The organism is Geobacter benzoatilyticus (genome assembly GCF_017338855.1).
Taxonomy (GTDB): Bacteria; Desulfobacterota; Desulfuromonadia; order Geobacterales; family Geobacteraceae; genus Geobacter; species Geobacter benzoatilyticus.
Window position 1 is genome coordinate 2378206 of sequence record NZ_CP071382.1, and the last position, 22521, is coordinate 2400726.

Here is a 22521-nt window from a genome sequence, read left to right on the forward strand (position 1 = left end):
ACGCAGGGGGATCGGCTGCCGCGCCAGTTTGCATCACAGCGTAAAGTAGAAGGTCGCTCCGTGCCCTTCGCTCTCCTCGCTACCTTCCGCCCAGATGGTGCCGCCGTGGCGTTGGATTATCCGCTGGACTGTGGCGAGTCCGATCCCGGTTCCCTCGAATTCCGCCCCGTGCAGTCTCTGGAACGCCCCGAAAAGCTTTCCGGAGTAAGCCATGTCGAAGCCGACGCCGTTGTCCCTTACGAAGTATGTGGTGGTGCTTTGGTTGGGGGATATGCCGAATTCGATGCGGGCGCCGGGGGTTTTGGATGTGTACTTCCAGGCGTTGCCCAGGATGTTTTCGAGGGCCTGGCGCATGAGGAGGGGGTCGCCCAAGGCGATAGCGCCATCTTCTATGACGAAAGTTGTTTCCCTTTTCGGGTCCGATTCACGCAGGTTCGCGGCAATGGCGCGGCAGATGCCGCTGAGGTTGATCGATTTGCGGTGCAATTCGGTACGCGTGACCCGTGAGAGCTCCAGAAGGTCGTCTATCAGCAACGCCATGCGGTCGCTGGCGGCGCAGATACGCTTCAGGTATTCCTTGCCGTTTGTGTCGAGGAGTTGACCGTATTCTTCGTTCAGTGCCTGGCTGTAGCCGTTGATATGTCTCAGGGGTGCCCGCAGGTCGTGGGAAACGGAATAGCTGAACGATTCCATTTCACGGTTGGCGGTTTCAAGGGCGCGATTGGTCTGTTCGAGATCTGCTGTCCGTTCCTTGACTCGCTGTTCGAGAGAGGAGTTAAGGTCTTCGATTTCCTGCTGGTGGCGCTTGCGTTCGTTGATGTTGCGGTAAATCTGGACGCCGCCGATGATTCGCCCCATGGCGTCGTGGAAAGGGGAGGCCGTGGTTTCGAACCAGATTTCCCGGCCGCCAACTTTCATGGGAATCTGGCGGGTGTGGATGCCGCCGTCACGGAAGGCGGCCGCCACCGGGCACTTGGGGCAAGGTTCCGAGCGGTTCTGATAGACGGCATAGCAGGGTATGTCCCCGCCGGTGCCGAACATTTCGCTCATTGCCTTGTTCTGGAAGATAATCTTGAAATCGGTGCCTACGATTGCCAGACCGTCGCCCATGCAGGCCATGACGGTATCGAGCTTTTCTTTTTCCTCCAGCAGTTCGTTCTGGGTCTGAAGATATTCGTCCAATTGCTGACGCAGTTCCTCCTCAGTCATTTCCAGTTCTTCGTTCTTTTCCTGAAGCAGGTTGTCCTGGCTGATGAGCGAGCGGGTGTCGCGGCTTAAGCGGTGGCTGCCGAACCCGATGGTCAGAAGGCCGATCAGCCAAAAACCGGCGTGCCATAGCCTCATATGCCGCAGTTCGGCTTCCTGGGTTGCAAACAGGTCGTCCAGGGGGATGGATACGCTTATTCCTCCACGGATGTCGCCGACTTTGTATCCCTGCCGGCCATGGCACGGAAGACAGGATTTTTCGACCACGAAGGGGCGAATCATGCGCATGTGGGGTTTGCCGTTGAGAAGGGATATCTGTCTTACTTCCGGTATGCCCCGCTCGAAGGCCATGAGGGCCGTTGTTTCCCATTCATCGGCTTTGTTTGCTGGAGAAAGGGGCTGGAGGCTCGTGATATGCCCCTGGGGGCCTATATAATCTCTGGCGCCTTCAAATGCCAGGGGGATGATGTAGCCGGGATTCCGGCTGGGGGCCTGGGAATCGGGCTGGTTCGGTTTCGGAGGTATCTCGCTGCTTGGGCGTATGTAGACCCCCCCTTTGCGGGATAGCCCGTGCCGGTATCGGATATCCTTTTCATAGGCGCTTCGCACTACGGAAATGGCCAGCCGCTCAACCCCTTCCACAAGAGTTCTTTTTTGGGTCCGGTATGAGAGGACGATCAGCGAAGTCCATGCAAGTGCGGTTACGGTGGCATATACCAGGATACGTCTGACTTTTTCGTTGCTGGAGAAGGGGGATGTGGAACCGGTCATCGGATCTGATACCTTTACGTTAGGTTGAAAATTATTGAATTGCACAAAGTGTACCGACGGCTTGATGGCGCCCCATCCGTCATTAACTCTGGGGATGCTCCATGGCGGGCCGGCAAAACTGGCCTTTTATCAGTTCTGACATGGCGTTGGCCGCAGGAGAGAGTTCCCTTCCGCTGCGCTGCACAAGATAAAAATGACGGGAAATGGTGAGCCCCTTGACGGGGATCTCTGCCAGATCGCCGCGGGCCAGCTCTTTCCGGACTGAAATCTCCGATAAGAAAGACAGGCCCAACCCGCCGGCCACGGTTTGCTTCACTGCTTCGTTGCTGCCGAGAATTGCCCGTACGGTAAGGGTTCCCGGTACGATACCCGCTGCTGTCAGGGCTTCGGTAATGGTCTTCGCCGTGCCGGAACCCGCTTCGCGCATGATGAACTCCTGTTGTGCCAGGATGTCCGTGTCAATGGGGTTTGCCGCTGCCAGTGGGTGGTTTCTGCCGGCCATGAGTTTGATTTCGTCCCGGTTCAGGGGGGTGAACGTGAATGCATCTTCGTCGAAGCGACTGCCGATTATGCCGATCTCCACCTCTTCACGCGCTAACTTGTGCAGAATCTCCCGGCTGTCTCCCTGGATAAGCGTCAGGCGGACTCCCGGATGGCGAGCAATAAAAAGGGGGAGCACGCCGGGAATCATGTAATCGCCGGGGATGTTGCTCCCTCCGATACGAAGCTCAACTTCTTCCATTCCGCTGAACCGACGCATTGCCGGTTCGATCTCGCGAACACCGTTAACCACCCTGTGGGCATGCTCCAGCAGGAGTTTTCCCCCTTCGGTGAGGAGAGCTCCGCGGCTCGTGCGGTCAAGGAGCTTTATCCCCAGTTCGTTTTCCAGGGCTGCAATGTGCTGGCTGACCGTCGATTGGGTGATGAACGTCGCTTCGGCGCCTTTGGAAAAACTACCACTTTCAGCTACGGCAAGGAAGATTTCTAATTGTTTTAAATTCATTCGATTCTCTTTATTATTTAAAAAATGAATATCTCAGATTGGATTTATCAAAATTATCAATTTGACCGAACTCTGTCAAATACTCAATAATCCGACTGATTCAAATATGCTTCTGATTGCAGGGAGAGAAAAATGAAGATTATCGATTGCAGAAATATGGCCTGCCCCGCGCCGGTGGTGACCACCAAACGGGCGCTGGAGGAGGCGGGAGGCGAGGCGGTGCAGGTGCTTGTGGATTCCGGCGCCCCCAGGGAGAACGTGACCCGTTTTGCCGTCAACCGGGGCTTTACCGTCGCCGAGTCTGAATCCGACGGAGGTTTTGCCCTCACCATCACCGCGTCGGGAGCGGCCGGGAACGAGCCGGCGCGAACCGTGACGGGAAGAGACGGGAAGACCGTCATGCTCGTGGGCTCGAATTGTCTCGGCGATGGTTCCGATGAATTGGGCCGGCTCCTGATGAAGAACTTCATCATAACCCTGCTTGATCTGGCGGAGCTCCCCGACCGGATGCTCTTCATCAACTCGGGGGTTCTTCTCACCACGGAAGGGTCTGAAGTGCTGGAGGCTTTGGAGCAGCTGGGCAATCGGGGGGTCGAAGTCCTCTCCTGCGGCGTCTGCCTCGACTTTTTCCACTGCAAGGAGAAGCTCGTGGCCGGTTCCGTCACCAATATGTTCACCATCGCCGAGAGCCTCGTGGGGGCGGAGTCGGTTATCAGGCTGTAGCTTTATGGTTAGTCGGACAAAATGATACACCGGGGTGTCTGTGGCGCTCCGGATTTTTATTTCGGGAAGCGAACTGATGATTGCTGCAGGTATTGATATCGGCTCAACGGCCACCAAGGCCGTGGTTTTTGACGGCGAGGTGCGTGGAGTCGCGGTGGTGCCCACCGGGTGGGAGCCACGGGAGGCGGGACTCACGGCCCTGCGGCAGGCCCTCGCTGCTGGCGGGGTGAAGGAGGGGCGCCTGGGGCGGGTCGTGGGCACCGGTTACGGACGGATCTCGCTTCCCATCTTCGACCGGAAAGTGACGGAGATCACCTGCCACGCCCGTGGTGCTCACCATCTGAACAGCGAAACACGCACTGTCATCGATATCGGGGGGCAGGACAGCAAGGTGATTGCCCTGGATGCCGCCGGCGGGGTGGCCGATTTCATCATGAATGACAAGTGCGCCGCCGGCACCGGCCGATTCCTCCAGATCATGGCCGGCATCCTCGACACGACCCTTGACGGACTGGGGGAGCTGGCCGCTTCGGCCCAGCCGGCACCCCTGTCGAGCATGTGCACGGTCTTTGCCGAGTCTGAGACTATCGGCCTCCTGGCCCAAGGGGTTCCCAAGGGCGCCATTGCCGCCGGCATCCTCGACTCCATTGCCCGGCGGGTGCAGGGCCTTGCCGGGCGTCTGCCGATCACGGGGGTGGTCACCTTTACCGGCGGTACTGCCCGCAATCGCGCCATCTGCCAGGCTATTGCACAGCGGCTCGGTGTTTCGCTCCATGTTCCCAAGGAGCCTCAGTTGGTGGGGGCACTGGGGGCGGCGCTCATCGGGCGGGATGTCTAAGCATGACGAAAGAGAAAGAAAATATGGATATTATGAAAGCTGAAACATTTAAGGAGATTGCCTCTCTGCGGGAACGGAACGCCCTTGCTCTCAAGGAGGCAAAGGAGGCTGGTGCGCGGATTGTGGGGACCTACTGCCTCTACTCGCCGGTGGAACTGGTGGTGGCGGCCGGAGCGATTCCTGTTTCCCTCTGCGGAACGAGCCCGAACCCGATCCCCGCCGCGGAGAAGGTCCTTCCCCGTACCATCTGTCCCCTCATCAAGTCGAGCTACGGCTTTGCGGCAACCGATACCTGCCCCTATTTCCACTTTGCCGACCTCCTCATCGCCGAAACAACCTGCGACGGCAAGAAAAAGATGTATGAGCTCCTGAGCAACTTTAAGCCTCTGCACTTGATGCAGCTTCCCCAGGTGCAAGACCGGGCCGCCCTCGACTACTGGATCGGGGAGCTTAAACGTCTCGCCGCACGGCTGGAAGATGAGTTTGGCGTTGTATTGACCACTAAACGTCTCCAGGACGCGATCCGCCTCTGCAACGACGAGCGGCGCTCCCTCCAGGCCCTTCAGGATGTCTGCCGGCTGAAGCCGTCACCCATAAGCGGCCTTGACCTGTTGACAGTACTTCACAACCGCGGCTTCTCCGTGGACAAGAAGGAGGCTATTGCCCTTGTGGACCGGCTCACTGCGGAGCTATGGGATATGGCAGCCGCGGGAGTCTCCCACTTTACGGAAGATACCCCCCGGGTTCTCCTGACCGGTGTGCCGGTGGGAATCGGTTCAGACAAGGTGGTGCGGTTGGTGGAGGAGTGTGGGGGAAGCGTGGTTTGTTTTGAGAGCTGTGGCGCCTACAAGAAGGTGGAGCCGGTGGTCGAGGATGCCGACGATCCCCTACGGGCCATTGCCGAGCGTTATCTTCGCATCCCTTGCTCATGCATGTCGCCAAACCGGGGACGTTTCGAACTGGTGTCGCGCCTCGTGGGAGAGTTCCAGGCCGACGGGGTCATCGATCTGACCTGGCTGGGATGCCACACTTACAACATAGAGTCCTACAGCCTCAAGAAGTATCTTCAGGATCGGACCACCGTTCCCTTTCTCCAGATCGAGACAGACTATTCCGAATCAGACACTGAACAGCTGAAAGTGCGGATCGAGGCGTTTCTGGAGATCCTCAGCCGGCAACGGCGAAGTGTCGTGTAGCCACATTAAATCAGCAAGGGAGAGAGTATGAAACAATGGATTGCCTTAGTGACGGTCTCTGTTCTATTGGTTGCCGCCGCGGCCATGGCAACTGACTACAGGTATGTCAAGCAGGATACTTTCAAGGGATGGCTGGAGAGTGGCCGGCCGATGGTAATTGTTGACATTCAGCCTGCGGAAGACTTTGCCGAGGAACATTTCAATGGCGCGATTGAAACCAATGCGTACCCCGTTAAGAGCGATGAAGAGAAAAAACGGCTTGACGTCACTCTGGAGAAGATTGGCGCCTCAACGGAAGACGTGATCATTGTCTGCCCACGGGGAGGAGCGGGAGCCAAGAATACTTACGACTACCTCAAGTCGAAGGGGGTCGAGGAGAAACGGCTCCACATTCTGGAAAAGGGGAGTAAAGGTTGGCCCTGGCCTGAGCTCTGCGTCGACGGGCGGTAATGCAATTCAATTCAACGGAGCCTCGGCTCCATGGGATGACAAGGGAGAACCCATGAAAAGTTTGTTTGTAGCAGCAGTTCTGACGATTGCCGGTGCCGCCACAGCCTTCGGAGCGACGAGCCGGGCCGGGGTGGTGACCGTTGATGTGGACTTGTCGGCCCAGGAAAAGGGGAAAGAGGTGAAGCTCTGGCTCCCCTATCCGGTCACCGACGCCGACCAGTCCATAACCGGTATCAGCGTTTCGGGCGACTATGCCGAGTCCGGGGTTTACACCGACAAGGCCAATGGGACACCGATCCTCTATGCCCGGTGGAATAGCGACGCCACGAGCCGCAAGCTCTCCTTCGCCGTTGCCGCCGAGCGGCAGGAGGTGGTGCGGCGCGATTTCCCGAAGAAGGAAACCGCCTGGGACCCGGCCGATTACCGGCAATACCTGGCCCCCACGAGCCTCGGCCCCATTGACGGGAAGGTGAAGAAGCTGGCCGACTCCATCACCAAGGGCAAGAAGTCCGTTTTGGAGAAGGCGCGGGCCATCTACGACTGGACCTGCGACAACACCTACAGGGACCCCAACACCAGGGGCTGCGGCAAGGGTGACGTTTGCGCCCTGCTCCCGAAACCTGGTGGGAAATGTACCGACATCTCCTCGATCTTCGTCGCCCTCAGCCGCGCTGCCGGGGTGCCGTCCAGGGAAATCTTCGGCATCCGGCTCGGCAAAAAAGCTGAAGAAGATATCAGCACGTGGCAGCACTGCTGGGCCGAGTTCTACCTCCCCGGTTACGGATGGGTGCCCGTTGATCCGGCCGACGTCCGCAAGGCGATGCTGGTGGAGAACCTGAAGCTGGATGACGCGAAGACGAAGGAGTACCGGGAGTACTTCTGGGGGGGGATCGATCCCTGGCGGATTGCCCTTGCCGTGGGGCGCGACGTGATTCTCAACCCGCCCCAGGCGAACGCGCCCCTGAACACCTTCGGCTACCCCTATGCCGAGGTCGGCGGTCAGGCTGTCGATTCCTACGATCCGAAGAACTTCCGCTACACGATCACCTTCAAGGAGCGCTAGCTTCCGGAATCATCACCAATGGCGACAAAAAGGGGAGCCCCCGAGGGGGAGCTCCCTTTTTTCGTCTATGGTATCATGGCACGCAACAGTATTTTTTCAATCAGGCAGTGAGAGCCCCTGTGTGCCGGTTCGCTGCATGGGGTCACACCCTGAAGGCCCGGTTTCCTTGCGACATTAGCCAGCCAAAGAGGCGGCGCGGCATTTCGCAGAGGGGGAGCACTTCGTCAACTCCACCCCGGGCAATGGCTTCTTTGGGCATTCCAAAAACGACACAACTCTTTTCGTCCTGGGCAAAGGTGTAGGCGCCGGCTTCGCGCATTTCCAGCATGCCGGCGGCGCCGTCGTCTCCCATGCCGGTCAAGATGATCCCAACCGCATTTTTCCCCGCACAGTTGGCTGCCGACCGGAAGAGGACGTCCACCGACGGCCGGTGGCGGCTGACCGGAGGGCCGTCGGAAAGTTCTATCACGTAGTTGGCCCCGCTGCGGGCGAGGAGAATGTGCCGGTTTCCCGGTGCAATGTAGGCGTGGCCGGGGAGCACCCGTTCTCCGTGTTCCGCTTCCTTGACGCTGAGCCGGCAGAGGTTGTTCAGCCGCTGGGCAAAGGTGCGGGTAAAGGCTTCGGGCATGTGCTGGGTGATGAGGATGCCGGGGGCATCGTGGGGCATTGCCGCAAGGAATGTTTTCAGCGCTTCGGTGCCGCCGGTTGATGCGCCGATGGCGATGACCTTCTCGGTGGACGAAAAGGTCCGGTGGGTCACCGGGAGGACCACGTCGGCGGTGTTCTTCCGCTCCACGGATAAGTGAACATTGGGCGGCGGCTGCCGGATTTTGGCCTTGGCGGCGGTGCGGATCTTTTCCGTTATTTCAAGGGCATACTCCTGCATTCCCCGGCTGATGTCTATCTTCGGCTTGGTGACGAAGTCCACGGCCCCCAGTTCCAGCGCCCGGAGGGTGAGGAATGAGCTTTTCTCCGTGAGCGACGACACCATGAGCACCGGCATGGGGCGAAGGCGCATCAGTTTCTCCAGAAAGACCAGGCCGTCCATGCGGGGCATTTCCACGTCGAGGGTCAGGACGTCCGGGTTGAGTGCCTTGATCCTCTCCCGCGCCACGAGGGGGTCAGGGGCTGTCCCGACCACTTCCATGTCGGCCTGGCTATCGATGATGTCCGTCAGCAGGCTCCGGATGAGAGCCGAGTCGTCGACAATGAGAACTTTGATGGCCATGATTTCGTTCTTTCTGCGGATAACCGCTCAGACCGCATGGAGATAGCCGGTGCTATTGACTTCCGACGTCCGGTTGAATTCTGCATAGAGACTGGCAGAATCAGCCTGGGCAGTCATCCGGCATTCGTCGATCTGGTCAATGTTGTTAACGAGCGAGGCAACTACGCCGGCATCGAGGGCGCGAGATTCAGCCATCTCCTGCAGGATGGCGCGGGCGGTCTTTCGGGTCATCCCCGGCCGGTAGGGGCGGTCCTCAAGGAGGGCTGTGAAAACGTCGGCCACGGCAATTATGCGGGATCCCAGCGGCAGTTCGCCGCCGTTATAGTGGAACGGATACCCCCGTGAATCGATGCGCTCGTGGTGAAACGAGGCCCAAGTGCTGATCTCGTCCATGCCGCGAATGTTGCTCAGGGCCTGGTAGGTCCAGAAGGGATGCCTCTTTACCCGGTTGAACTCCTCCGGGGTCAGTTTCTCCGGCTTGTGAAGAATCTCCCGGGGGATGGTAAGCTTGCCGATGTCGTGGAGGTAGCCGGCAACCTTAATCATCTGCACGCCGCTTTCGGAGAAACTGTAGAGACGCGCCAGCGCCTCGGCGGTTCCTGCAACGCCGCTGGAGTGGGTGGCGGTGTAGCGGCAGCGGAAGTCAATCAGGTGGCTGAAGACCTTGCTCAGGTTCACCATGTTGTCGTAGTCGAGCTCGATGTTGACGAAACGAAGGTCGCTTACGACCGCCTGGGAGATGGTGGCAGACTCGAGGGTGAACCAGAAATACTCCCGTTCCGCCACTGCCAGAAAGGCGTCGACGTAGACCGGTACGAAGAGTTCGCCGGAGCCTTTGCGGATGTAGTTGCAGATGCCGCGCACCTGCCCGAGAATTTCCTCGTTCCAGTTGATGAGGCCGTCGATCTTCCCTGCCAGATATATGATCTGGGCCGGATGGAAGTTGCGTCCCCCCTGCAGCTCCTTTGCCCTGCCGTTGCCCCACGGGGTGTGGTGATGCCTGATAAGTTCGGCAACCTGGCGGAACGGTCTGAAATCGCGGATGAGGAGGTATCCCAGCTCCGAGTGCTTCATGACGAGGTGGGGTTCGGTTTCGTAGCCTGATTGGCAGGTTTCTTCCTTGAGAGAGAAGGAGCCGATGTCGTGGAGCACCCCGGCCAGCGTCAGCTCGTTCTGCTGCTCGCTCGAAAGCCCGAGTTCGCCGGCGAGGGTGCGGGCGATGTATGCCACCCGCATCTGGTGGGCGACTATCGCAGGACTCATCCACTCCATAACCTTGGAGAGACAGAGAATCATGTCGGAAAGAAGAACTTTCTGGGTAGTGAAGTGCATGATGGTCAACGTCCTGTGCTGTCGGTTTCCGGATCGATGGTGCTGCCTTCGATGGGGGCTGTACGGATCTGCCGGACAAAGGCGCGGCCCGTTGCCGGTGCGAAGTAGACCTTGCGCGGATACACGTCCCCAACATCCATCGCCGTTACCGGGATTCCCCGCTTGTGCAGGTACTGCATGGCAAATTCCGCATTCCGTTCCCCCACGTCGGTCATGCCGTTGATTACCCGGCCAGCGCCGAAGACCTTCGCCTCCAGATAGGGGAGCCTCCCCCCCAGGAGAATCAGGTGATCTATCAACAGATCCATGGCATGGGTTCCGTAGCGGGGCGACGGTAACGCGGCGGCGGTTTCGTCGCCCGGCAGCATGTAGTGGTTCATTCCTCCGATGCCGCTTACCCGGTCGCGGATACAGACCGACACGCAGGAACCGAGCACCGTGACGATCATGGTGTCGCTGCTGGTGGCATGGTATTCGCCCGGCAGGATCTTGACTGTCGGCTTGTCGAACATCCGGTCGTAGTAGGAGTTCTTCGCAAAAAATTTACTGGTGTGCATGGTTTCTCACTCCTTCCGGTCAAGAACGGCTGCCGGCATTGTGGAGGGGGCCGCCACGCACGGAGTAGACCGTCTTGCCGCGAACCTGGAAGAGGTCGGCGGCGTGGTGGAAGCTCTCCGAGTGCCCGGCGAAGAGGAGCCCGTCGTGGTGGAGCAGGGGGACGAATTTTTTCAGGATGCCGTACTGGGTTTCCTTGTCGAAATAGATCATCACATTGCGGCAGAAGATGGCGTCGAACCGCTCCCGCATGGGCCACTGGCGGTCCAGCAGGTTCAAGCGGCGAAAGGTGACGAGCTTCTGCAGTTCCGGCTTCACTTTCGCCAGGCCGGAGTTTTTCCCGTCGCCCCGGAGGAAGAAGCGTTGCCGTTGCCCGGTGGTAAGTTGCTCGAGCCGGTCGCGGCTGTAGATCCCCTGCCGTCCCCGGTCAAGGACGTTGGTGTCGATGTCCGTCGCCAGTATCCGCACCGGCGGGGAAAAGGTGTTGAAGCGCTCGACCACAGTCATGGCTATGGAATAGGGCTCCTCGCCGGTTGACGCGGCGCAGCACCAGATGGACAGGGGACGGCTGTCGCCGAGCCCCTTGAGGTGCTCCCCCAGGATCGGGAAGTGGTGGGGCTCCCGGAAGAAGGAGGTGAGGTTCGTGGTGAGGGCATTGACGAATGCTTCCTCTTCCCGGTGGTCGCCGTTTTCCAGGATGGCGAGGTAGTCGCCGAAGGAGGTAAGCCCCCTTGCCCGCAGGCGGCGGGCGAGGCGGCCGTAGACCAGATCCCGTTTGGCGGGGCTCAGGGCTATTCCCGCCGTGCGGTAGATAATCTCCCTCGCCCGGGCAAAGTCTTCGTCGGTGAACCGGAACTCGCGGAGATCCCTCGCAAGGGACTCCGCGTCGGTTCCTGTCTGCCGGGCTGTGGCGTGGTTGGGCATAGTGCCTGTTCCCCGAACCTACCTAGAATTCCTTCCAGTCGTCGTCATACCCCACGGCCTTGGGAAGCTCGGCTTCGTGGTGCTCCTGGGGGGCCGGCTTGTGGTAGCCGTTGGCGGCTTTGGTTTTGGGGACGGGTTTTGCCGCCGGGGTGGCTTTGGCTGCGGGGGCAACCCCGGTTGATGCCGGCCTGCGCTCCTTCTTCGGTGCGGCGCCGGCCCGGCCGCTGTCGATCAGCTTGAACCGGCTCACCGTGGATACCATGGCCTGGGCCTGGTCCTCCAGGGACTCGGCTGCCGCTGCCGCTTCTTCCACCAGGGCGGCGTTCTGCTGGGTCACATCGTCCATCTGGGTGATGGCGGTGTTCACCTGCTCGATGCCGTTGGACTGCTCAAGGGAGGCGGCGGAAATCTCGGCCATGATGTCGGCCACCCGCTTGATGCTGGTGACTATCTCCCGGGTGGTTTCCCCGGCCTCTTCCACCAGGCGGCTGCCGTCCTCCACCTTGGACACCGAGTCCTCGATGAGGCCCTTGATCTCCTTGGCCGCTGCGGCGCTGCGCTGGGCCAGGTTGCGCACCTCGCCGGCCACTACGGCGAAGCCGCGCCCCTGTTCGCCGGCCCGGGCCGCCTCCACCGCCGCGTTGAGGGCGAGGATGTTGGTCTGGAAGGCGATGCCGTCGATGACGCCGATGATGTCGGAAATCTTGCGGGAGCTTTGGGTGATGGCTCCCATGGTGTTCACTACCCGGCCGATGACATCGCCCCCCCGCTCGGCCACTTCGCTGGCGGTCATGGCCAGCTTGTTGGCCTGCTGGGCATTGTCGGCGTTCTGCTTCACGGTGGAGGTGAGCTCTTCCATGCTGGAGGCGGTCTCCTCCAGGGCCGAGGCCTGCTCTTCGGTACGCTGGGAGAGGTCGGCGTTGCCGGCCGAAATCTGCTCGGTGGCGCTGGCGATGGAGTCGGCGCCGGTGCGGACTTCGGAGACGATATGGGAGAGACTGTCGTTCATCTCCCGGAGCGCCTTGAGGAGCTGGCCGGTTTCGTCTTCGCTGGAGGACTTGATGGAGGCGGTCAGGTCGCCGGCTGCGATATGCTCGGATGCGGTGATGGCTTCGCCCAGGGCCTGCCGGATCCGGCGGGCCACGATGAAGGCGAAGGTGAAGATCGCAAGGGCGCAGACCAGGGTGGCGATGATGATCTGGATCTTCATGGCCATCACTTCCTTCTGCACGTCATCCACGTAGATGCCGCTCCCCACGACCCAGCCCCACTCCTTCACCAGCTTCACGCAGGATATCTTGTCCACCGGCTTGCTGGCGCCGGGCTTTGCCCACTGGTAATCCACCGTCCCTTCGCCCTTTTCCTTGGCCACGTTGGCCATTTCCACGAAGATCTGCTTGCCGTTGGGGTCTTTCTGGTCTCCGATGCTCTTGCCGTCCAGTTCCGGCTTGATGGGGTGCATGATCATCTTCGGTTCCAGATCGTTGATCCAGAAATACTCGCTCCCCTGGTAGCGGATCTGCTTCACGCTCTCGATGGCGCGCTTCTGGGCCTCTTCGAGGGTAAACTCACCGCTCTTTACCTTGGCCTGGTATGATTCGATGACGTCTGAGGCCACTTCCACCACGTTGCGGGTGGCCACCATCTTCTCGTTCATCAGCTTCTTCTCCACCAGCGGGAGCACGTAGAACATGATGCCGGAGACGATGAGCGCAATGGTCGCCACCGAGATGGTGAGTATCTTCGAGAGAATTTTCCAGTCCTTAAAGCCTTTGATTTTCATTTGTTTTCCACCTTTCGTCCGGGGATTTTCAATTGTGTCGATCGGGGCGCGGCGCGCAGCGCCCCCTAGGCCGCGCTCTCCATGAGCTGCATTTCTTCGCTGCTCATGAGCTTTTCTATGTCCATGAGAATAATCATCTGGTCGTTCACGGTGCCGAGGCCGGTAAGGTAGCGGGTGTCCAGGGTAGACCCCAGCTCCGGGGCTGGCCTTATCTGCTCCGGCTCCAGGGCCACCACGTCCGAAACTCCGTCCACCACCATGCCGATGACCCGGTTCAGCACGTTTATGATGATGACTACCGTGAACTCGTCATAGTGGGGGGTGCCGAGGCGGAACTTGATCCGCATGTCGATAATCGGCACGATTACGCCCCGCAGGTTGATGACCCCCTTGAGGAATTCCGGCGCGTTGGCGATGTGGGTCACGGTGTCGTATCCCCTGATCTCCTGCACCTTCAGGATGTCGATGCCGTACTCCTCTTTATCGAGGGTGAAGGTGAGGTACTCCCTGGGGATAGCGGTACCGCTTCTGTCGGGTGTTCCCTGGGCTTTCTCCATAATCTTTCTCTCCTGTTTGCGTGTTATCTCATCCCGAGCAGCGCGTGAACGTCGAGGATGAGCGCCACCCGGCCGTCGCCGAGGATTGTGGCCCCGGCGGTCCCTTCAACTTTGCGGTAATTGTCCTCAAGGCTCTTGATTACCACCTGGTGCTCGTCCAGGAGGGCGTCCACCAGCAGCGCCGCCTTCTCCCCCTCCACATCCACCAGAACGACAATGCCGTTCTCCGCCTTCGTCACCGCGGATTGCAGGTTGAAGAGTTCGTGGAGCGGAAGCAGCGGCAGGTATTCACCCCGAACATGGACCACCTGCTTGCCGTTGACCGATTTGAGTTCCTCCGGTTTCGGCTGGAGGGATTCGATGATGGCGTTCAGGGGGATGATGAACTTTTCGCCGCCGACCGCCACGGAGAGGCCGTCGAGGATCGCCAGGGTGAGCGGGAGGCTTATGGTGATCCGGGTTCCGGCGCCCGGTTCGGACGATATATGGACCCTGCCGCTGAGGGCCTGCACGTTGCGCAGCACCACGTCCATGCCGACCCCCCGGCCCGAGATGTCGGTTACAGTCTCGGCGGTGGAGAAGCCGGGGGCGAAGATCAGCTGCCAGACCTCCTCGTCGGTCATGGCGTCGCCGGCCGCGATTCCACGCTCGGCGGCCTTGCGCAGGATCTTCTCCCGGTTGAGGCCGGCGCCGTCGTCCATCACGTCGATGACGATCCTTCCCCCCACCTGGGAGGCCCGCAGCGTTATGGCGCCGACGGGGTTCTTCCCCGCGGCCAGGCGCGCCTCTGGCGATTCCAGCCCATGATCGAGGCAGTTGCGCACCAGGTGGGTGAGGGGATCGGCTATCTTCTCGATGAGCCCCTTGTCCAGTTCGGTGCTCTCCCCCATGGTGTGCAGCTCCACCTGTTTGCCGAGCTTGGCGGACAGGTCGCGCACGATGCGGGGGAAGCGGCTGAAGACCATGCTGATCGGCACCAGGCGGATCGACATGACGCTTTGCTGGAGGTCGCGGGTGTTGCGCTCCAGTTGCAGGAGCCCCCGGTGGAAGTTCTCGAAGAGGACCGGATCGAGCGTGCCGGCCATCTGGGCCAGCATGGACTGGGTGATGACCAGTTCCCCCACCTGGTTGATAAGCTGGTCCACCTTGGTGACCCCGACCCGGATTGATGACTCGGTTTCGGCGCCCCTGCGACCGAAGGCCCCCGGCGCCGTTTCATCCCGGTCATAGGCGCGGCGGCCCGGGGAGGGAGAAGGGGATGGCGCAGACTGGTCGCCGGAAGGTGTCAGCTCTTCCCCGCCGGGCGATAGATCCAAGCCCGGCCGCTCTTCTACGGGGATGACGGTCAGTTGCTCCCGTTCGGCCACGAACTCGAAAATCTCCCGGATCTCCTCTTCCCCGGCCGTGGTGTCGAGGGTGAAGATCCAGCGGGTGTGGCAGACTTCCGGATCGAGTGCTTCTATGGAGGGGGGATCGGAAATATCGGACCTTACCGAGAGATCGCCCAGGCTTGCCAGTTCGTTGAAGAGATTTTCAAGCCGCACGCCGCGCTGGAAGATATCGTTCTCGGGGGCGAAGATGATTTCCAGGCGGCGCGAACCGCCGGGGGCGTCCGGGGAGAGTGGCGGGGCGCCCGCATCGGCAGCCGGCGGGGCCGCATCGGCACAGGAGGGGGCGTTTCCTTCCCGTTGGCCCTGAAGCCTGCGGCAGATTTCCCCGACAACCGTCAGGTCGACCACGGTACCGTCGCGGTGTCCCCCCAACTGCATGGCCACGGCGTCGCGGGCTTCGAGGAACAGGTCGATCATGGCTGCGGTCAGCCGAAGTTCGTTGCCGCGCACTTTGTCCAGCAGCGATTCGAGTTCGTGGGTTACCACCGTAAGGTCGCTGAAGCCGAAAATGCCGGCTCCACCCTTGATGGAGTGGGCAGCGCGAAACAGGGCGTTCAGCTCCTCCCTGTCCGGGTCTGCCGGATCAAGGGCGACGAGGATGCGCTCCATATCGGCCAGGTGCTCGGCGCATTCCTCAAAAAAAACGTTGCTGAAGCGGTCCATGCCCGTGGCAGTGGTATGGGGAGTTGGAGCGGTCATGCGTACCCCTTGGCTGTGTCCATTGCCGCGGCGAATTCGTGGCCGAACCCGAGGTGCTCGATGTGGTCGCGAAGCTCGTTGGGGAGGCAGTCCATTGCGGGGGCGAAGCCCAGTAACTTCAGGTGGCGGAAAAGTATCGCGAGCAATTGGCAGCCGCAGGCATCGAACAGGGCAACCTCCGCCAGATCGACGACCGGCCGGGTTTGCTGCGGATCAGTTTTGGAAAGGGACGCCAGATATTCGGTCAGGGGCAGGAGCTGCTGCGTGACGCCGGTTATGGACCAGTCGCCGGTCAGTCTTATGGTCAGCTTTTGGGGTGCTTTCTTTGTCATGCCGGCCTCCATTCAATTGCAATCAAGCTTATGGATGTTGTTTTACGATGTTTGTATTGCACTGGAGATGCCAGGATTATTGGAAAAAAAGCACAATGATTACCGGCGGTTGTGAGGTGGGGCTTGGGGCAGGGGTGCGACAAAAGTTGCAGGGGGCGGCGAAGCAGGGGTGGCGATTGGCCGGTGAAGCGGGCTCGGGAATGGATGCGTCATTTGTTGATGGCGCAACTTTTGTTTCAGGGGTTCATATGCTACTCGTCGCCCGGTTTTCTGTTGAGGCGTTTGTTGAGCGCCTGACGTGTGATTCCCAGGTGTGCGGCTGCTATCCCCTGGTTGCCGTTGGCGATCCGCAGGGAATGGGCGATAAGGGCATCTTCAGCCTCCTTGAGGGTCGGCATGGTGCCCCCCCCATGCCCTGATGTGTCGCGCAGGCCTTCGAGGAAGGAAAGGGGGGTTGCTTTAACGGGAACGCGAGAAGCTCCGATTGCCTCCCTGAAGCTGGAGAGGGAGAGAACGCCCTTATCGTGGCGGGCCATGGCATCAAAGACCATGGCCCTGAGTTCCCGGATGTTGCCGGGGAAAGCGTGGGTGGCGAGGTAACAGGCAAGTTCAGGGGGGACGGTGGGCTTCTGCCGCGAGAGGGATGCGGCGGCCTCCGCGAAGAAGTGCTCCACCAGCAGCGGTATGTCGTCGGTCCGTTCGCGCAGGGGGGGGATCAGAACTTGGTGGGCGCTCAGGCGGTAGTAGAGATCCTTCCTGAAACTCCCCTCGGCCATCATCGCTTTAAGGTCCCGGTTCGTGGCGACGACAATCCGTGCGTTCGTCCTGGTGGGAGTGTCGGCCCCCAGGGGGTAATATTCCTGCTCCTGGAGCAGCCTGAGCAGCTTCACCTGGGATGACGGCTGAAGGTCTCCGATTTCATCCAGGAAGAGAATGCCGTTCGCCGCCTTGGTGATGAGCCCTTCCCGGTGCTGGTCGGCGCCCGTGAATGCCCCCCTGCGGTGGCCGAACAGGGTGTCGGAGAACACCATGTCGTCGAGACCGGCGATGTTGACCGCCACGAAGGGCCCCTTGCACTTGCTTAGGGTGTGGAGCGAGCGGGCCACAAGCTCCTTGCCGACCCCTGTCTCGCCTGTTATCAGTAGCGGCTGGCTGCTGCCGGCCACCACTTCCAGGTACTGGAAAATGGCGCGCATCTTCCGGTTGCAGGTCATGATCGGGGCGAACGCCTCCTCATTGTCCAGCCTGTCGGTGAGGAGGTGGCTTTTCAGTGAACGGACCTCGGAGCGGAGAACGTACATCTCCTGTGCCCGTTTTATCGTGGCCAGGAGGCGCTGCGGCTCCACCGGCTTGACAAAATAGTCGAAAGCTCCCGCCTTCATGCATTCAACGGCCATTCCCACTTCATTTGCCGCCGTAACCACAATGACCGGAATCTGGGGGTAGTTCGCGGATAGCTCCCTCAGCAGTTCGTATCCGGGCAGATGTGGCATGTAGAGATCGAGGAGTATCAGTCCCACTTCCTGCCGGGAGAGGATATCCATGACCCGGCGGCTGTTGCTTTCGGTCATCACCTGGGTGAAACCGGCAGCGCGCAGCGTGATGCTTGCGGTGAAGAGGATTTCTTCCTCATCGTCAACCAGCAGGATAGGAAAGGGGTGTTGATCGGTCATTGCTTCATTCTCCCTGGCCAAAGGCGATAGGCAGGCTTACCGTGGCGACGGTCCCGCTGCCGGGGGTGGATTCGAATTTCAGGGTGCCGTTATGTTCCCTGACGATGGCTGCGGAGATGGAGAGCCCCAGGCCCGTTCCCCCCTGTTCGAGCCGTGTGGAGAAGAAGGGCTCGGTGATACGCTCCAGGATCTCCCGCGGCATCCCTTTCCCTTCGTCGCAGATGGTGATGGTGATGGCCGATGCGTCTATGTCGGCGGCCGTTGTGACGGTAACGCCCGCATTCTTGCCGGGCAGCGCCTGGAGGGCATTCATGATGAGGTTTATGATTACCTGCTCTATCTGCTGGGGTTTCCCCTGGGCGGATGGGAGATTTTCGGCCATTTCCAGGCGGAAGTTGTCGGTGTAGCGGTGGATCTGGTAAGTGAGGATCAGTTTCGCATCTTCCACGATGCGGTTGACGTTTACCGGCACGAAGGTCTTAATGGTGTCTTCCCGCGCGAAATCCTTGAGATTGTTGACGATGGCGCTGATGCGGCGCGACCCCTCCTTGACGCCGTGGATGAGCCGGGGGAATATCCGCATCACCTCGTCGTACGGGAGCCCGCCGAGAACGAAGTCGCCATGTTCATTGCGATGGCGCTCAAGAATCGTCAGGCTGTCGCGCCAGAACCCCTCGATGAGCGATGCGTTCCCCTGGATGAAGGTGTTGGGGTTGTTTATCTCGTGGGCGATGCCGGAAACTAGCACGCCCAGGGAGGTCATCTTGTTGGCATGGATAAGGCGCGACTGGGTGATCTGAGCCTCTTCCTCCATGCGGATCCGTTGGGTGATGTTGCGGATGGAGCAGTAGACCACTTCAGTTTCCCGCAGCCGGATGATTTTCCCCCAAATGGACGTGACGAGGTGATTTCCGTCGTCCCGGACCACGCCGATGCGCTCCAGGTGGAAGGGGGTCGTATCCGCTGGTGGGGGGATTGACCCGATGAACGTGTTGTAGTCCTCGGGGACGATGAACGACCAGGGACCGAGCCTGGTGAGTGATTCCTTGTCGCGTCCGATCAGCGCTTCGGCTGCCCTGTTGGCGTCGATGATGTCGAGGGTCTCCCGGGCCATCAGGATGATGGCATCCTCATTCTGCTCGAAGATTTCCCTGAACCGGGCTTCGCTCTCCCGCAGGGCCGCTTCGGCGAGGGTGCTCTCGGTGATGTCCCTGACGACCCCCTGCATCCGCATGGGGACGCCGTCCCCATTGAATTCCACCTCCCCCTCGGTCCGCAGGTGCCTGATTTCTCCGTCAGGGCAGATGATGCGATACGTTATTCCGTAAGGGGCCTTGTCGTGGATGGCAGCCTGCATGGCATCGGCCATGTATTGCCGGTCGTCGGGATGGACCGCCTCCAGGAATTTTTCGTAGGTCATGTCGGATTGGTCGGGGGGGATGCGGAAAATCCGGAAAATCTCATTGGACCAGTGAAGCGTGTCGTTGAGAATATCCCAGTCCCAGTTCCCCACGTGGGCAATCTGCTGGGCCTTGGCAAGCCGGGCCTCGTTCTCCCGCAGTTTCCGTTCGGCCTCGCGCCGTTCCGATATGTCCCGGGCAATGCCCGTGGTGCCTATTACGGTTCCCCTTCCGTCAAAGATGGGCATCTTGATGGTTTCGATCCAGATCTTCTTCCCACGGGTATCGACGAGGGGTTCTTCGGTGCGGACCTGGTTCCCCGACGCCATGACCCGTGCATCGTCCTCCCGATAGAGCGCTGCCAGGTCGGTGGGCCACAGGTCCAGATCCGTCTTCCCCACCACCTCTGAGGGGAGCGAGCCGCTTACCCCGGTAAATGCCGCATTGACAGCGAGGAACCGGCTTTCGGTATCCTTGAGCCAGACAATGTCGGGGATGTTGTCGAGCATGGCCTGCTGCTGCAGGCGGATCATGCGCAGCGACTCCTCGGACTGCTTCCGTTCGATGGCGATGCTGGTCAGGTGGCCGAGCCGCTCCATCAGCTTCAGTTCCTCGATCGAAGGCTCGCGGGGAACCGTGGAGTAAGCCGCAAAAGTACCGATGACGGTCCCGTTGCCGGCCTTGACCGGTGTCGACCAGCAGGCCCGGAGCCCGTGGCTCAGGGGGAGCGCGCGGTACTTCGCCCAGCGCGGATCGGTCTCGATGTCGCGCGAGATGACCTGTTCACCCGTGAACGCGGCCGTGCCGCAACTTCCGATGTCGGGGCCGATGCGGGTGCCGTCGATGGTCCGGTTGTACTCGGGGGGGAGACTCGGGGCGGAACCGTGCCGCAGTCGTTTGCCGTCGGCGTCGATGAGGAGGATGGAGCAGTGGAGTTCGGGGGCTTGCTCCTCCACGAGCCGGCAGAGGAATTCGAGAACAGTTTCCAGGGATGCATCCGAGTTGAGCAGTTCCAGGGCGGACCTCTCGCCGGTCAACAGGCGCTCCGCCCGCTTGAGGGGGGTGATGTCCATGTAGGAGGCTACGCTTCTGCGTGTTCCGGGAATCAGCTTGACCGTGGTGAAGATGTGCCGTTTATCTCCCGCTTTGCCGATAAAGTCGAATTCGTAGGAAGAGGGGGCGCTTTCCGGCGATATCCGGCGGTTCCGGTGGTAGTAGAGCATCATGTCGCGGAATTCGGGGCCCACAAAGTCGATGCATCTTTTCTTTCCTTCGATCTCTTCGCGGGGGTAGCCGGAAAGATTGACGAACTCGTCGTTGGCCAGGGCAATGGTGGCGTCTTCCTCGATGATGATCATGGCCGTGCCGGTCGACTCGAAGACGGTGCGGTACCGCTCTTCCGAAAGTCGCAGGGAGGCCGTGATTTCGTGCATCAGCGCATCGGCCTTTTTCTTTTCGGAAACGTCCCGCACCACAGCCTGGAGAACCGTGCGCCCCTGGATGTTCAGCGCCTTGAGGGAAACCTCGGCGTCCAGAAGGGTACCGTCCTGTCGGCGCTGCTGCCACGGAAAGTATCGGGTATCCCCCGCCAGGGCGGCGTCAATCCAGTGCCGGGCCTTGTCGGCGGAGGGGGTGCCGTCGGGCTGCCGCTCAGGCGAGAAGCGAAGCGGCGATCTTCCGATTATTTCTTCGCGGCTGCTGCCAAACAGCCGACACAGTTGCTCGTTGCAGTCAAAAATTATGTCATCGAAGAGCATGATCCCTTCCGACGCACCTTCGAAGAGGGTGCGGTATTTGGTCTCGCTCTCCTGAACCGCTTCTGCCCGGCGTTTCATGTCTCTCAGCAGGGCAATGGCAAGTAAAGAAAAAATGGTGGATATGACCGCTGTGCCGGCTATGACGCTGTATTTGTAGTTTTCTTTCCGGGAGAAGAATTCGTTCTTTTTCGCTCCCACATAGAGCACGCCTATTGTCTCGCCACGGCTGTTCCTGATGGGGTCGTAGGCGGTGAAATAGGGGATGCCGAGGATCTGCGCTTCCCCGCGATATGGTCTGTTCTGTTTGAAAATGGCGTCATGGACTGGCCCCGCCAGCCTGGTGCCGACCGCCCTGGTGCCATCGGCCTTGCGGATGTTGGTGGAGACCCGCATATCGCCCATGAAAATCGTGGCGGTATTGCCGAAAATCGTCTGGATCGTGTCGGGCAGTTCGAAGTTGCCGTTCAGGACATAGTCGCCGGCCATGAGCTTGCCGTTGACGATTTTGAAATCCGTTCCCTTTGCCCTGAGGAGTTTCCAGAAGGTCTGGAGCCCCTGTTCCTGCTCAATTCTGGCCAGACGTTCGGATTCTTCGCGGATAGTCGCCAGGAAAAGGAGTGTGGAAATGCCGGTTACGCCGACAATGAAGAGTATGGTCAGGGCAACAATATTTGCAGTGAATTTTTGCATGAGAGGTCGCAGCTTGTATCTGCTTGATAACATGGAATAAAATGCTGTTAGGCGGGGACTGCAAGAGGAGTACCAATGGGAGGGGGGAGGTGCCGTCATGGTTACAGCCGGGCCTGATACCCCGTGAGTTCTGCGACGGCATGGCCTATGTCCGGCGGAGCAATGACGGGAGAATTAGAAATGCGGCCGGCAACGTGAACCATCTCGACAAAAAAGGGAGCACCCGTGGGGGAGCTCCCTTTATTCGTTCCAGCGTCATTCGTTCTTATTTCTTGAGACCCATAACATATGCCGTGATGGTTTCAACCTCGATTTCCTGGAGGTTGCCGAAAGCCGGCATCCCGCCGGGACGCCCTTTGGTGATGCTCTCCTTTATGGCTTCAGGGGTGCGGCCGTATTTGAAATCGGCTTTCTGGAGCGATGGGGCGCTCATGCCGCTTCCCTCCTTGCCGTGGCAGCTTGCACACTGCTTTTCGAAAATGGCGCCTCCCATGGCAAGCTTCTGCTGGTCGCTCATGGGGCCGCCCATGGTTGTCTGTGGAGCGCCTCCCTGGGCCGGCATTCCGGCCGGTGCCTGGGCCGGTTGTTCCTGCTGGGGTTTGCAGCCGGCTGCGACCAGGCATCCTGCAAGGATGCAGGCAACGATGATGCCCCTGTGTCCCGAAATCTTTTGCTCCGCCACAATGGATCTGTCGTGCATGGTGCTTCCTCCGCTCGTTTAGATGGGATGTTTTAGGGGAGTATAATTAAGCGGTTCTGTATGTCAAGGTGGAGATTGCGCTCCTGCGGGGATATCCGGGAAGCGGGCGGGGTGCGTATACGATTGATTTTTCAGGTTTGGGCGCGATGATTGCATATTTTTAATTCAAAATTAACAATCTGGGCGCGAGTTACGCTATTCCGTTGCTTTGCCCGGAAACGACCGGGATGTGTCGGTCATTTGGCGTTAT

18 protein-coding genes are annotated in these 22521 nt (G+C 60.0%); 5 read left to right on the top strand and 13 right to left on the bottom strand.

Annotation, left to right across the window (positions count from 1 at the left end; translation table 11 throughout):
* Nucleotides 1–33 precede the first annotated feature (33 nt).
* Both JZM60_RS11055 and JZM60_RS11060 read right to left on the bottom strand, forming a co-directional pair.
* Nucleotides 34–1977: an ATP-binding protein gene (locus JZM60_RS11055; protein ID WP_241426229.1), complete on the bottom strand. Its 1944-nt coding sequence runs from the start codon at nt 1975–1977 to the stop codon at nt 34–36.
* Nucleotides 1978–2059: 82 nt separating this feature from the next.
* Nucleotides 2060–2980 (bottom strand): selenium metabolism-associated LysR family transcriptional regulator, encoded by a 921-nt coding sequence (locus JZM60_RS11060; protein ID WP_207162520.1) that lies wholly within the window; start codon nt 2978–2980, stop codon nt 2060–2062.
* A 132-nt stretch (nt 2981–3112) separates the two neighbouring features.
* On the opposite strand from JZM60_RS11060, the gene yedF reads away from it, so the two are divergent.
* From yedF to JZM60_RS11085, 5 genes are all read left to right on the top strand, one after another.
* Nucleotides 3113–3703 carry a sulfurtransferase-like selenium metabolism protein YedF gene (gene yedF / locus JZM60_RS11065; protein WP_207162521.1) on the top strand — a complete coding sequence of 197 codons (591 nt, stop codon included), beginning with the start codon at nt 3113–3115 and terminating at the stop codon, nt 3701–3703.
* Between the two features lie 76 nt (nt 3704–3779).
* On the top strand, nt 3780–4541 hold the full coding sequence (locus JZM60_RS11070; protein ID WP_207162522.1) for an acyl-CoA dehydratase activase: 762 nt from the start codon (nt 3780–3782) through the stop codon (nt 4539–4541).
* Nucleotides 4542–4573: 32 nt separating this feature from the next.
* The gene (locus JZM60_RS11075; protein ID WP_241426230.1) at nt 4574–5737 is read left to right on the top strand and encodes a double-cubane-cluster-containing anaerobic reductase; all 1164 of its coding nucleotides are present in this window, start codon (nt 4574–4576) and stop codon (nt 5735–5737) included.
* Nucleotides 5738–5764: 27 nt separating this feature from the next.
* Complete coding sequence (locus JZM60_RS11080) at nt 5765–6187, top strand: rhodanese-like domain-containing protein (RefSeq protein WP_207162523.1); 423 nt, start codon at nt 5765–5767, stop codon at nt 6185–6187.
* Between the two features lie 52 nt (nt 6188–6239).
* The gene (locus JZM60_RS11085; protein WP_207162524.1) at nt 6240–7250 is read left to right on the top strand and encodes a transglutaminase-like domain-containing protein; all 1011 of its coding nucleotides are present in this window, start codon (nt 6240–6242) and stop codon (nt 7248–7250) included.
* Nucleotides 7251–7392: 142 nt separating this feature from the next.
* Here JZM60_RS11085 and JZM60_RS11090 read toward each other — a convergent pair whose 3' ends face one another.
* From JZM60_RS11090 to JZM60_RS11140, 11 genes are all read right to left on the bottom strand, one after another.
* Entirely contained in the window at nt 7393–8478 is a 1086-nt protein-coding gene (locus JZM60_RS11090; protein ID WP_207162525.1) for a protein-glutamate methylesterase/protein-glutamine glutaminase, read from the bottom strand.
* 27 nt (nt 8479–8505) lie between these two features.
* Nucleotides 8506–9810, bottom strand: coding sequence for an HD-GYP domain-containing protein (locus JZM60_RS11095; RefSeq protein ID WP_207162526.1), 1305 nt, complete (start codon nt 9808–9810; stop codon nt 8506–8508).
* A 5-nt stretch (nt 9811–9815) separates the two neighbouring features.
* Nucleotides 9816–10367: a chemoreceptor glutamine deamidase CheD gene (locus tag JZM60_RS11100; protein ID WP_207162527.1), complete on the bottom strand. Its 552-nt coding sequence runs from the start codon at nt 10365–10367 to the stop codon at nt 9816–9818.
* A 19-nt stretch (nt 10368–10386) separates the two neighbouring features.
* The gene (locus JZM60_RS11105; RefSeq protein WP_207162528.1) at nt 10387–11289 is read right to left on the bottom strand and encodes a CheR family methyltransferase; all 903 of its coding nucleotides are present in this window, start codon (nt 11287–11289) and stop codon (nt 10387–10389) included.
* Nucleotides 11290–11311: 22 nt separating this feature from the next.
* Nucleotides 11312–13072 carry a methyl-accepting chemotaxis protein gene (locus JZM60_RS11110; protein ID WP_207162529.1) on the bottom strand — a complete coding sequence of 587 codons (1761 nt, stop codon included), beginning with the start codon at nt 13070–13072 and terminating at the stop codon, nt 11312–11314.
* Between the two features lie 65 nt (nt 13073–13137).
* Nucleotides 13138–13629 (bottom strand): chemotaxis protein CheW, encoded by a 492-nt coding sequence (locus JZM60_RS11115; protein ID WP_207162530.1) that lies wholly within the window; start codon nt 13627–13629, stop codon nt 13138–13140.
* Between the two features lie 23 nt (nt 13630–13652).
* A complete protein-coding gene (locus JZM60_RS11120) occupies nt 13653–15719 on the bottom strand; it encodes a chemotaxis protein CheW (protein WP_207162531.1) in 2067 nt (688 codons plus the stop codon).
* Nucleotides 15716–16051 (bottom strand): hypothetical protein, encoded by a 336-nt coding sequence (locus tag JZM60_RS11125; protein ID WP_207162532.1) that lies wholly within the window; start codon nt 16049–16051, stop codon nt 15716–15718. Before JZM60_RS11125 ends, JZM60_RS11120 begins: the two co-directional genes overlap by 4 nt.
* A 251-nt stretch (nt 16052–16302) precedes the next feature.
* Nucleotides 16303–17724, bottom strand: a complete 1422-nt coding sequence (locus tag JZM60_RS11130; protein ID WP_207162533.1) for a sigma-54-dependent transcriptional regulator — start codon at nt 17722–17724, stop codon at nt 16303–16305.
* Nucleotides 17725–17728: 4 nt separating this feature from the next.
* A complete protein-coding gene (locus JZM60_RS11135; RefSeq protein WP_207162534.1) occupies nt 17729–21571 on the bottom strand; it encodes a PAS domain S-box protein in 3843 nt (1280 codons plus the stop codon).
* 265 nt (nt 21572–21836) lie between these two features.
* Entirely contained in the window at nt 21837–22271 is a 435-nt protein-coding gene (locus JZM60_RS11140) for a c-type cytochrome (RefSeq protein WP_207162535.1), read from the bottom strand.
* Nucleotides 22272–22521: the final 250 nt, after the last annotated feature.

Coding starts and splice junctions, on each gene's coding strand:
- JZM60_RS11115 (WP_207162530.1), bottom strand. CDS start 13,629: ATGGAGAAAGCCCAGGGAACACCCGACAGAAGCGGTACCGCTATCCCC.
- JZM60_RS11120 (WP_207162531.1), bottom strand. CDS start 15,719: ATGACCGCTCCAACTCCCCATACCACTGCCACGGGCATGGACCGCTTC.
- JZM60_RS11085 (WP_207162524.1), top strand. CDS start 6,240: ATGAAAAGTTTGTTTGTAGCAGCAGTTCTGACGATTGCCGGTGCCGCC.
- JZM60_RS11135 (WP_207162534.1), bottom strand. CDS start 21,571: ATGCAAAAATTCACTGCAAATATTGTTGCCCTGACCATACTCTTCATT.
- JZM60_RS11075 (WP_241426230.1), top strand. CDS start 4,574: ATGAAAGCTGAAACATTTAAGGAGATTGCCTCTCTGCGGGAACGGAAC.
- JZM60_RS11060 (WP_207162520.1), bottom strand. CDS start 2,980: ATGAATTTAAAACAATTAGAAATCTTCCTTGCCGTAGCTGAAAGTGGT.
- JZM60_RS11070 (WP_207162522.1), top strand. CDS start 3,780: ATGATTGCTGCAGGTATTGATATCGGCTCAACGGCCACCAAGGCCGTG.
- JZM60_RS11130 (WP_207162533.1), bottom strand. CDS start 17,724: ATGACCGATCAACACCCCTTTCCTATCCTGCTGGTTGACGATGAGGAA.
- JZM60_RS11125 (WP_207162532.1), bottom strand. CDS start 16,051: ATGACAAAGAAAGCACCCCAAAAGCTGACCATAAGACTGACCGGCGAC.
- JZM60_RS11095 (WP_207162526.1), bottom strand. CDS start 9,810: ATGCACTTCACTACCCAGAAAGTTCTTCTTTCCGACATGATTCTCTGT.
- yedF (WP_207162521.1), top strand. CDS start 3,113: ATGAAGATTATCGATTGCAGAAATATGGCCTGCCCCGCGCCGGTGGTG.
- JZM60_RS11110 (WP_207162529.1), bottom strand. CDS start 13,072: ATGAAAATCAAAGGCTTTAAGGACTGGAAAATTCTCTCGAAGATACTC.
- JZM60_RS11105 (WP_207162528.1), bottom strand. CDS start 11,289: ATGCCCAACCACGCCACAGCCCGGCAGACAGGAACCGACGCGGAGTCC.
- JZM60_RS11100 (WP_207162527.1), bottom strand. CDS start 10,367: ATGCACACCAGTAAATTTTTTGCGAAGAACTCCTACTACGACCGGATG.
- JZM60_RS11055 (WP_241426229.1), bottom strand. CDS start 1,977: ATGACCGGTTCCACATCCCCCTTCTCCAGCAACGAAAAAGTCAGACGT.
- JZM60_RS11140 (WP_207162535.1), bottom strand. CDS start 22,271: ATGCACGACAGATCCATTGTGGCGGAGCAAAAGATTTCGGGACACAGG.
- JZM60_RS11090 (WP_207162525.1), bottom strand. CDS start 8,478: ATGGCCATCAAAGTTCTCATTGTCGACGACTCGGCTCTCATCCGGAGC.
- JZM60_RS11080 (WP_207162523.1), top strand. CDS start 5,765: ATGAAACAATGGATTGCCTTAGTGACGGTCTCTGTTCTATTGGTTGCC.